This window comes from Nocardioides piscis (assembly GCF_011300215.1).
Classification (GTDB): domain Bacteria; phylum Actinomycetota; class Actinomycetes; order Propionibacteriales; family Nocardioidaceae; genus Nocardioides; species Nocardioides piscis.
The window spans coordinates 2,902,591-2,912,500 of record NZ_CP049866.1 but is presented as its reverse complement, the minus strand read 5'-3'; the positions used below and the strand labels follow the sequence as shown (position 1 = coordinate 2,912,500).

Here is a 9,910-nt window from a genome sequence, read left to right as displayed (position 1 = left end):
TCGACTATGACACACTGTTGAGTTCTCAAACATCACACGCACCCAAGCGCCTCCAGCAGGGCTGGACTTGTCTTGGGACAACCTGCAAAAACTTACCCGTCTCGGCTCAGCGAGTCAAACTCGCTGCTCCGCAGTGGGTCAAGCTGGCCGTGCGCCGCCCGGTGGTTCGACCTGACGGCCAGAAGTGGGCGATCGCGTTTCGGCGACAGTGAGAACACTAGACCCTGCACGCCGAGCGCGCCAACTCGGGGTGAAGTTCTAGCGTTTGCGCAGGTCAGAGCCCTGTCGCCGGCGCAATGGTGCGGCCGGACGATAGATCGAGACCGTGGGCTCCCCGGTCAACCAGAAGCGCCACGGGAAGTCTGCCGCCGCGCGCAGGCCGACCCGCGGCCCGCTCGAGATGGCCGAGGCGTCGAGCGGCGCGCCCAGGTCGAGCCGGACACGCCCCTGCGAGAGGTCGGTGCCGTCGTCGTCGAGATCGATCCCGAGGGTCGAGCAGAGGCGCGCCGGCCCGCGGGCCAGGTCCCGATCCTGTGAGCGCGGCCTCCTGGCCCGCGCGGTCTCGAGCCCGCCGACGACCTCGCCGGCGCGGAGCAGGATCCCGGACGAGGTCCCCTCCGGTCCGCAGACCACGTTGGCGCAGTGGTGCATGCCGTAGGTGAAGTAGACGTACAGGTGGCCGGGCGGGCCGAACATCGTTGCGTTGCGCGGCGTACGACCTCGGTGGGAGTGCGAGCCGGGGTCCTCGGACCCGGCGTACGCCTCGACCTCGGTGATCCGGAGCGTGATGTCCCCACAGCGCAGCGTCGACCCCAGCAGGGTGGGAGCGACGTCGACCACCGGGCCGGACAGCCGAGCCGCGAGGTCAGCCGAGGCGGTCACGGGTGGCGGCCACCATCCGCCTGAGCTCGTCGAGCTGCTCGCGGACCCGCTCGGGCGCCGTACCACCGCGTCCTGAGCGCGACTCGACGGAGCCTGCGGCCGTGAGGACGAGACGAACCTGAGGCGTGAGCAGGGGTGAGATCCGGGCGAACTCGTCGTCGGTGAGCCCGTCGAGGTCGGTGCCTTTTGCCTCGGCCGCGCGCACGCACGCGCCGGCCAGCTCGTGGGCGACGCGGAACGGAGTGCCCTCCCGCACCAGCCACTCGGCGATGTCGGTCGCCAACGAGAACCCCTGCGGCGCCAGCTCGGCCATGCGCTCGGTGTTGTAGGTCAGGGTCGCCACCTGTCCGGTGAAGGCGGGCAGCAGCACCTCGAGGGTGTCGATCGAGTCGAAGACCGGCTCCTTGTCCTCCTGGAGGTCGCGGTTGTAGGCCAGCGGCAGCGCCTTGAGGGTCGTGAGCAGGCCTGCAAGGTTGCCGACCAGTCGGCCGGACTTGCCACGAGCCAGCTCCGCGATGTCGGGGTTCTTCTTCTGCGGCATGATGCTCGACCCGGTCGACCACGAGTCGTGGAGCGTCACGAAGTCGAACTCCTTGGTGGCCCACAGGATGATCTCCTCCGCCAGCCGCGAGATGTCGATGCCGACCTGGGCGCACACGAAGGCGAACTCGGAGACGAAGTCGCGCGAGGCTGTGCCGTCGATCGAGTTGGCCGTCGAGCCGGTGAAGCCGAGCTCGCTCGCGACCAGCTCCGGGTCGAGCCCCAGGCTCTGGCCGGCGAGTGCACCCGATCCGTAGGGCGAGTCCGAACGGACCCTCGCCTGCCAGTCCCCCAGCCTGTCGACGTCGCGCAGCAGCGGCCAGGCATGCGCCAGGAGGTGGTGGGACAGCAGCACCGGCTGTGCGTGCTGGAGGTGCGTGCGACCCGGCATGATCGCGCCGAGGTGGTCGTCGGCCTGCCCGGCGAGGGCCTCGACGAGATCGAGGACGAGACCGGCCACGACCCGTCCGTGGTCGAGGAGGTAGCACCGGAAGAGGGTGGCGATCTGGTCGTTGCGCGACCGGCCCGCCCGGAGCTTGCCTCCGATGTCGGGCCCCACTTCCTCGATGAGCAGGCGCTCGAGGGCGCCGTGGACGTCCTCGTCGGCCGGCGAGGGCAGCAGACGGCCGGACGTGTAGGACTCGGCGAGCACATCGAGACCCCGGTGCAGCTCGGCCTCCTCGTCGGCGGTCAGCAGGCCCGCCGCTCCCAGCGCCTTGGCGTGGGCGTGGGACCCGGCGATGTCATAGAGCGCGAGGCGCCAGTCGAAGTGGGTGGATCGAGAGAGCGCCTCCAGCTCCGGGGACGGGCCACCCTCGAACCGGCCGCCCCACAGCTTGCCCTCGTTGGTCGCGCTGAGCTCGCCCATCAGTCGGTCCCGAACTCCATTGCGGCGTGGTCGAGGGCCCGGTCCAGGTCGGCCTCCGCCTCGGCTGCGGGGTTGTCGGTGATCTTGTCGTAGCCGCCGGCCTCGATCTCGCCGAACAGGGTGCCGTTCTCCACCAACACCTGCCCCTGGTCGAGCGGCTGGGCGGCATACGCCTCGAGCTTCGCTCGACTGTCGGCGATGTCGAGGTTGCGCATGGTGAGCTGCCCGATCCGATCGGTCGGACCGAACGCGGCGTTGTCCGTGCGCTCCATCGAGAGCTTGTCGGGGTGGTAGGAGAACGCGGGCCCATCTGTCCGCAGGACGGTGTAGTCCTCGCCGCGGCGGAGCCGGATCGTCACCTCGCCGGTCACCAGGGAGGCGATCCAGCGCTGGATCGACTCGCGCAGCATCAGCGCCTGGGGGTCGAGCCAGCGGCCCTGGTAGAGGAGGACGCCGAGACGACGGCCCTCGGCGTGGTAGTTGGCGATCGTGTCCTCGTTGTGGATGGCGTTGAGGAGCCGCTCGTAGGCGATCCAGAGCAGCGCCATCGCCGGCGCCTCATAGATCCCGCGCGACTTCGCCTCGATGATCCGGTTCTCGATCTGGTCGGACATGCCCAGGCCGTGCCGCCCACCGATGACGTTGGCCTCGTGGACCAGCGCCACTGCGTCGGGGAAGGTGCGGCCGTTGATCGCGACCGGGCGACCGGCCTCGAAGCGGACCGTCACGTCCTCGGTCTCGATGGCGACAGCCGGGTCCCAGAACTTCACGCCCATGATCGGCTCGACCGTCTCGAGCGAGACGTCGAGGTGCTCGAGGGTCTTGGCCTCGTGGGTGGCGCCCCAGATGTTGGCGTCGGTGGAGTAGGCCTTCTCCGCGGAGTCGCGATAGGGCAGTCCGTGCTCGACGAGCCACTCGCTCATCTCGTGCCGGCCGCCGAGCTCGTGCACGAACTGGGCGTCCAGCCACGGCTTGTAGATGCGCAGGTCGGGGTTGGCCAGCAGGCCGTAGCGGTAGAACCGCTCGATGTCGTTGCCCTTGAACGTCGAGCCGTCGCCCCAGATGTTGACGTCGTCCTCGTGCATCGCCCGGACCAGCATCGTGCCGGTGACGGCCCGCCCGAGCGGGGTGGTGTTGAAGTAGGCACGGCCACCCGAGCGGATGTGGAAGGCACCGCACGCCAGGGCGGCGAGGCCCTCCTCGACCAGGGGTGTCCGGCAGTCGATCGCACGGGCGATCTCGGCGCCGTACTGCTTGGCGCGGCCCGGGACGCCGGAGACATCGGGCTCGTCGTACTGACCGATGTCGGCCGTGTAGGCGCACGGGATCGCGCCCTTGTCCCGCATCCACGCGACCGCGACGGAGGTGTCGAGCCCCCCGGAGAAGGCGATGCCGACGCGTTCGCCGACGGGGAGTGAGGTGAGGACCTTGCTCACTTAGTGGTCATCCTTTGCAGTCTGGTGGTTCGCGAACTCGAGAAACCTGGTGGCGAGGGCGTCGCCGCCCTGGGGGTCACGTCCGATGACGAGCACGGTGTCATCACCGGCGATGGTGCCGAGCACGTCACCGAGATCGGCGCGGTCGAAGGCGCTCGCCAGGAACTGGGCGGCCCCCGGTGGGGTGCGCAGCACGACGAGGTTGGCGCTCGCGTCGGCACTGACGAGCAGCTCCGAGCACAGGCGCGCGAGACGTTCGCGCGCGCCGGCTGACTCGCGTGGGCCGGTGAGCCCCCGGTCGCCGCCCTCGGCGGGCACTGCGTAGACCAGCGGGCCGCGCGGGCTCCTGACCTTCACCGCGTCGAGCTCGACGAGGTCGCGGCTCAGCGTGGCCTGGGTGACGTGGACACCGTGCTCCCCCAGCAGCTCGGCCAGCTCGGCCTGCGACCTCACGGAGTGGTGGGTGATCAGGTCGATGATCCGCTGGTGGCGGGCGTTCTTCGTCATGGGGCTGACCGCCGAGCCGTTCACGACGGGTCCCGATCCTGCTCGAGCAGCCAGGTCAGCACGGCCTTCTGGGCGTGGCGGCGGTTCTCCGCCTCGTCCCAGACCGCGCTCTGGGGCCCCTCGAGCACCTCGGCGCTGATCTCCTTGCCGCGATAGGCCGGGAGGCAGTGGAGCACGACGGCACCGGGGTCAGCATGAGCGAGGAGGTCCGAGGTGAGGGCGTAGGGCGCGAACAGCTGCTCGCGCTCGGCCGCCTCCTGCTCGCGACCCATCGAGATCCAGGTGTCGGTCACCACGACCTCGGCACCGGCCGCCGCAGCGCGTGGGTCGGTCGTGACCGCGACGCTGCCACCGGTGGAGTCGGCGATCGCCCGCGCCCGCTCCAGGACCTGCTCGTGCGGCGCATAGCCGTCGGGCGAGGCCACGACCACGTGCATCCCCGCCGTGGCACCGGCCAGCACCCACGAGTTGCCCATGTTGCAGGACCCGTCACCGACGAAGACCACACGGGTGCCGGCGAGCGCACCGCGCCGCTCCGCCACGGTCATCAGGTCGGCCAGGAGCTGGCAGGGGTGGAAGTCGTCGGTCAACGCGTTGACGACAGGCACACCGGCACGGGCCGCCATGGTGGCGAGGTCTGCCTGGTGGGCGGTTCGCCACACGATCGCGGAGGCCTGACGTCCCAGCACCCGGGCGACGTCCTCGACCGACTCGCGCGAACCCATGGCCGCGAGACCGCCGTCGACGGTCATCGGGTTGCCGCCGAGCTCGGCGATGCCGGCGGTGAAGGAGACCTGGGTGCGCAGGGTGGGCCGGTCGAAGACCAGCGCGACGGTCAGCGGGCCGGCCAGCGGCTTCGCGGCGTATGGCGACGCCTTGAGCTCGGCGGCCAGCGCGAGCACCTCTGCCTGCTCGGCAGGGCTGAGGTCGTCGTCGGCCAGGAGGTGGCGGGTCACGAGGACCGCTCCGCCGCGTCGAGGATGCGCGGCCATGCGTCGATGAGCGCCGTCGCGTCGGCGTCGGTCAGCACGAGCGGTGGCAGGAGCCGGATGGTGCTCGGACCGGTCGCGTTGATCACGAAGCCCTGGTCGAGCGCGGCGCTCACGGTGCGTGGCGCATCGACGCTGAGCTCGAGACCGATCATCAGGCCCTCGCCGCGAATCTCAACGACGCGGGGGTCCGGCAGCCCGTCACGCAGGGTCTTCCCGAGCGCTGACGCCGAGTCGAGGAGGCCGTCCTTCTCGATCGTCTCGAGCACGGCCAGCGCAGCCGCGCACGCCACCGGGTTGCCACCGAACGTCGTGCCGTGGTTCCCCGGCTCGAACAGTGCGCCAGTGGCTCCCACGCCGATGGTGACGCCGATCGGGAAGCCACCGCCCAGGCCCTTGGCCAGGGTCATGATGTCGGGTGTCACGCCCTGCCCGCTCGCCAGCTGGTGGGCGAACCAGGTGCCGGTCCGTCCGATTCCCGTCTGCACCTCGTCGAGCCAGAGCAGGGCCCCGTGGTCGTCGCAGACCCGGCGGGCCGCGGACAGGTAGCCGTCGGGCGGGACGCGGACACCGGCCTCGCCCTGCACGGGCTCGAGCAGCACGGCCGCCGTCTCGTCGGTCACCGCTGCTGCCAGGGCAGCGGCGTCGCCGTACGGCACGAAGGTGACGGTGCCGGGCAACGGCTCGAACGGCTCGCGGTAGGCGGCCTTGGAGGTCAGCGCCAGGGCACCCATCGTCCGGCCGTGGAAGCCGCCCTCGGCGGCGACGACGTGGGTGCGCCCGGTCCGTCGGGTGAGCTTGAACGCGGCCTCGTTGGCCTCGGCGCCGGAGTTGGAGACGAAGACCCTGCCGTCGGCGCCGAGCAGCGCGAGCAACCGCTCGGCCAGCGCGATCTGCGGTTCGGAGGTGAAGAGGTTGGAGACGTGTCCGAGTGTCTGGAGCTGGGTCGTCACGGCGGCGACGACCGCGGGGTGCGCGTGACCGAGCGAGTTGACGGCGATGCCACCGAGGAAGTCGACGTATTCGCGACCGTCGGAGTCCCACACGTGGCAGCCCTCGCCGCGGGCGAGGAGGAGCTTCGGGGTGCCGAAGGTGTTCATCAACGAGGACTCGTAGCGCTGCTGCCAGGTCATGCGTCACCTCCGGTGGTGGGCGTCTGGGCATTCTTGAGCTTGGTCTCGACGCCGGGCAGCACCTGGGTGCCGACGCCCTCGTCGGTGAAGATCTCCAGGAGGACTGCGTGCGGCTCGCGTCCGTCGACCACGGTGGCACGCGGGACGCCGTTGGTCACGGCCTGGTGGCACGCCTTCATCTTGGGGACCATGCCTGCATCCAGGGTCGGCAGCATCCCGGCGAGCGCCTCGGGGCTGATCTCCTGGATGACGTCCTCGGAGTTGCCGTAGTCGCGGTAGAGGCCCTCGACGTCGGTGAGGACGAGGAGCTTCTCGGCGCCGAGCGCGATGGCGAGGGCGGCGGCGGCCGTGTCGGCGTTGACGTTGTGCACGGTGCCGTCGACATCGGGGGCCACGCTGGAGATGACGGGGATCCGGCCGGCATCCATCAGGTCGAGCACCGACTCGGGGCGCACGTGCGCCACCTCTCCCACCAGTCCGAGATCGACCTCCTCACCGTCGACGACGGTGTTGGTCGCCTCAGCCGTGAACAGGCCGGCATCCTCGCCCGAGAGACCGACTGCGAGCGGACCGTGCTGGTTGATCAGTCCGACCAGCTCGCGCTGGACCTTGCCCACCAGCACCATCCGGACGACGTCCATCGCCTCGGGCGTGGTGACGCGCAGCCCGCCGCGGAACTCCGAGGCGATGTTGAGCTTGTCGAGCATCGCCGAGATCTGGGGCCCGCCACCGTGGACGACGACCGGGCGGAAGCCGGCGAAGCGCAGGAAGGCGATGTCCTCGGCGAAGGCAGTCTTGAGCGACTCGTCGGTCATGGCGTTGCCGCCGTACTTCACCACGATCGTCTTGCCGTGGTAGCGCTTGAGCCACGGAAGCGCCGCGGCCAGGGTCTTCGCGTCGGTCTTCATGAGCTGTAGGCGCTGTTCTCGTGGACGTAGGCGTGGGTCAGGTCGTTGGTCCAGACCGTGGCCCGGGCATCGCCCGCCTTGAGGTCGATCGTGACCGAGACCTCGCGCGCGCTCAGGTCGACCTTGGAGGGGTCCTCGGCGGGCACGGAGCTGCGGCAGACCCACACCCCGTTCATGGCGACGTCGAGGTCGGCCGGGTCGAAGGCGGCCTGGGTCGTGCCGATGCTGGCGAGCACGCGGCCCCAGTTGGGGTCCTGGCCGAAGACGGCAGCCTTGAAGAGGTTGGACCGGGCCACGCTCCGGCTGACCTCGACGGCCTCGTCCTCGCTCGCGGCGTTGAGCGTCGTGATGGCGATCTCGTGGTCGGCGCCCTCGGCGTCCTTGAGCAGCTGCATCGCGAGGTCGCTGCAGGCCTGGGTCAGCGCCTCGGTGAAGTCAGCGAGTGGCGGGGTGATCCCGCTGGCTCCGCTGGCCATCACCGTCACGGTGTCGTTGGTCGACATGCACCCGTCGGAGTCGAGCCGGTCGAAGGAGACCCTGGTCGCGGCTCGCAGCGCAGCGTCGAGGTCGGAGGCCGACACGACGGCGTCGGTGGTGATCACGACCAGCATCGTGGCCAGCGCGGGCGCAAGCATGCCGGCACCCTTGGCCATCCCACCGATCGTCCAGCCCGCGCCCTCGACGACGACCTGCTTGGCGACCGAGTCGGTGGTCATGATCGCCTCGGCGGCCTCGGCTCCCCCGTCAGTCGACTGGGCGGCATGGACCGCGTCGACGCCGTCGAGGAGGTCCTCGCGGGAGTTGGCCAGCCCGATCAGGCCGGTGGAGCACACGACGACGTCGATCGATCCGATGCCGAGGTGCTCGGCGACGCGCTCGGCGACGGCGTGGGTGGTCTGGAACCCCTCCGGGCCGGTGTAGCAGTTGGCGCCCCCCGAGTTGAGGAAGACGGCCTTCACCGTGCCGTCCTTGACGACCTCCCGGCTCCACAGCACGGGATTGGCCTTGCAGCGGTTGGCGGTGAAGACGGTGGCCGAGTCGAAGCGCGGACCGTGGTTGACGACGAGCGCGACATCCTTGGCGCCAGTCGACTTGAGGCCTGCGGCGACGCCGGCTGCGGTGAAGCCGGCGGGATGGGTGACGGTCATTTCCTGGACTTTCGCGGAGGGGTGGCGGGGACGGCTGCGGTCACGGTGTGACCTCGTCGTCGCCAGGCCTCGGACGCCTTCTCGCCGTCCACGAGCCGCACCAGGATCCAGTCGGTGTCGAAGGTGGACAGCGTGTAGACGGGAATCTCCGCCTCGGCGAGCGGCACCAGGAGCGCTGCCAGGATGCCGACCGCGTCGGGGTCCAGGGGGCCCCGGACCTGGAAGGCGGTCAGCGGCTTGATGCTCGGCGTCTTGGTCGGCACCGAACGGGTCGCGCACACCAGGCTCGTCTCGGTGGCCGTGGCCGTGACCGAGAAGAGGCTGGCCGACTCCGCCCACTTCGGGACCTCCGCGCCCGGACCGAGCCGCACGATGGCGAGCTTCTCGGGGAACTGGAGCAGGGTGAGGACGTGGTCGTTCATGGCGCGAGTCCGATCGTGGTGAGGCCCGTGGTCTCGTCGAGACCGAGGGCGATGTTCATGCACTGCACGGCGGCGCCCGCCGTGCCCTTGGTGAGATTGTCGATGGCGGCCACGGCGACCAGTCGCCCGGCAGCCTCGTCGATGGTGACCTGGACGTGCACCGCGTTGGACCCGACGACGGCCTTGGTCTGGGGCCACTGTCCGGCGGGAAGCAGGTGGATGAAGGGCTCGTGGTCGTAGGCGGCGGCGTAGGCGGCGCGAGCCTCGTCCTGCGTCACGTCGCGGGCCAGCGGTGCCGACGCCGTCGCCAGGATGCCGCGCGACATCGGCACCAGCATGGGCGTGAAGCTGACCCGGACGTCGCCGTCGTGGACCAGACCGAGGTTCTGGATGATCTCGGGTGTGTGCCGGTGCACGCCTCCGACGCCGTAGGCGCTCGCGTTGCCCATCGCCTCACTGCCCAGGAGGTGGGGCTTGAGGGACTTCCCGGCTCCGCTGAGCCCGCTGGCCGCGACGACGCTCACCTCGGGCTCCACCAGGCCCGCGGCGACGGCCGGCGCGATCGCGAGCGTCGACACGGTGGGATAGCACCCCGGGACCGCAACGCGACGAGCCGCCGCCAGGGCACTGCGCTGGTCGGCGAGCTCCGGCAGCCCGTAGGGCCAGGAGCCTGCGTGCGGGCCACCGTAGAACTCCTCCCACGCCGCCGCGTCGGTGAGCCGGAAGTCTGCCCCGCAGTCGACCACGAGCGTGTCGTCACCGAGTGAAGCGGCGATCTCGGCCGACTTGCCGTGCGGCAGGCCGAGGAAGACCACGTCATGGCCGCCCAGCGTCTCGACGGACGTCGGTTCCAGGACCCGGTCAGCCAGTGGGACCAGGTGGGGCTGCAGGGAGCCGAGCCGTTCACCGGCGTTGCCACCGGCCGTCAGCGACCCGATCCGGACGCCGGGGTGGCCGAGCAGCAGGCGCAGCACCTCACCACCGGCATAGCCGCTGGCGCCGGCGACGGCGACCGAGAAGAGGGAAGACATGTGCATGACTATACACAGAATTGCATGACCATCCGGGCCGGGTCGC

10 protein-coding genes are annotated in these 9,910 nt (G+C 70.4%); all 10 read right to left on the bottom strand.

What is annotated here, in order from left to right:
* Positions 1 to 258 precede the first annotated feature (258 nt).
* The 10 genes from G7071_RS14280 to argC are packed head-to-tail and all read right to left on the bottom strand — an operon-like array spanning position 259 to position 9,870.
* Positions 259 to 882, bottom strand: coding sequence for a DNA-3-methyladenine glycosylase (locus tag G7071_RS14280; protein WP_166319849.1), 624 nt, complete (start codon positions 880 to 882; stop codon positions 259 to 261).
* On the bottom strand, positions 866 to 2,290 hold the full coding sequence (argH, locus tag G7071_RS14275) for an argininosuccinate lyase (RefSeq protein ID WP_166319847.1): 1,425 nt from the start codon (positions 2,288 to 2,290) through the stop codon (positions 866 to 868). Before argH ends, G7071_RS14280 begins: the two co-directional genes overlap by 17 nt.
* The gene (gene argG, locus G7071_RS14270) at positions 2,290 to 3,726 is read right to left on the bottom strand and encodes an argininosuccinate synthase (RefSeq protein ID WP_166319845.1); all 1,437 of its coding nucleotides are present in this window, start codon (positions 3,724 to 3,726) and stop codon (positions 2,290 to 2,292) included. The genes argH and argG overlap by 1 nt, the downstream gene beginning before the upstream one ends.
* Entirely contained in the window at positions 3,727 to 4,233 is a 507-nt protein-coding gene (locus tag G7071_RS14265; protein WP_166321159.1) for an arginine repressor, read from the bottom strand. It lies immediately after the preceding gene.
* Positions 4,234 to 4,253: 20 nt separating this feature from the next.
* Positions 4,254 to 5,189: an ornithine carbamoyltransferase gene (argF, locus tag G7071_RS14260; RefSeq protein WP_166319843.1), complete on the bottom strand. Its 936-nt coding sequence runs from the start codon at positions 5,187 to 5,189 to the stop codon at positions 4,254 to 4,256.
* Positions 5,186 to 6,355 (bottom strand): acetylornithine transaminase, encoded by a 1,170-nt coding sequence (locus G7071_RS14255; RefSeq protein WP_166319841.1) that lies wholly within the window; start codon positions 6,353 to 6,355, stop codon positions 5,186 to 5,188. The genes argF and G7071_RS14255 overlap by 4 nt, the downstream gene beginning before the upstream one ends.
* A complete protein-coding gene (gene argB / locus G7071_RS14250; protein ID WP_166319839.1) occupies positions 6,352 to 7,263 on the bottom strand; it encodes an acetylglutamate kinase in 912 nt (303 codons plus the stop codon). Before argB ends, G7071_RS14255 begins: the two co-directional genes overlap by 4 nt.
* Positions 7,260 to 8,411: a bifunctional glutamate N-acetyltransferase/amino-acid acetyltransferase ArgJ gene (argJ, locus tag G7071_RS14245; RefSeq protein ID WP_166319837.1), complete on the bottom strand. Its 1,152-nt coding sequence runs from the start codon at positions 8,409 to 8,411 to the stop codon at positions 7,260 to 7,262. Before argJ ends, argB begins: the two co-directional genes overlap by 4 nt.
* Entirely contained in the window at positions 8,408 to 8,833 is a 426-nt protein-coding gene (locus G7071_RS14240; protein ID WP_166319835.1) for an ACT domain-containing protein, read from the bottom strand. The genes argJ and G7071_RS14240 overlap by 4 nt, the downstream gene beginning before the upstream one ends.
* Positions 8,830 to 9,870, bottom strand: a complete 1,041-nt coding sequence (gene argC, locus G7071_RS14235; RefSeq protein WP_166319833.1) for an N-acetyl-gamma-glutamyl-phosphate reductase — start codon at positions 9,868 to 9,870, stop codon at positions 8,830 to 8,832. Before argC ends, G7071_RS14240 begins: the two co-directional genes overlap by 4 nt.
* Positions 9,871 to 9,910 lie beyond the last annotated feature (40 nt).

Excerpts from the sequence above, each read along its gene's own strand:
- argH (WP_166319847.1), bottom strand. The coding sequence starts at position 2,290 with ATGGGCGAGCTCAGCGCGACCAACGAGGGCAAGCTGTGGGGCGGCCGG.
- G7071_RS14265 (WP_166321159.1), bottom strand. The coding sequence starts at position 4,233 with ATGACGAAGAACGCCCGCCACCAGCGGATCATCGACCTGATCACCCAC.
- G7071_RS14255 (WP_166319841.1), bottom strand. The coding sequence starts at position 6,355 with ATGACCTGGCAGCAGCGCTACGAGTCCTCGTTGATGAACACCTTCGGC.
- argB (WP_166319839.1), bottom strand. The coding sequence starts at position 7,263 with ATGAAGACCGACGCGAAGACCCTGGCCGCGGCGCTTCCGTGGCTCAAG.
- argJ (WP_166319837.1), bottom strand. The coding sequence starts at position 8,411 with ATGACCGTCACCCATCCCGCCGGCTTCACCGCAGCCGGCGTCGCCGCA.
- G7071_RS14240 (WP_166319835.1), bottom strand. The coding sequence starts at position 8,833 with ATGAACGACCACGTCCTCACCCTGCTCCAGTTCCCCGAGAAGCTCGCC.
- argC (WP_166319833.1), bottom strand. The coding sequence starts at position 9,870 with ATGCACATGTCTTCCCTCTTCTCGGTCGCCGTCGCCGGCGCCAGCGGC.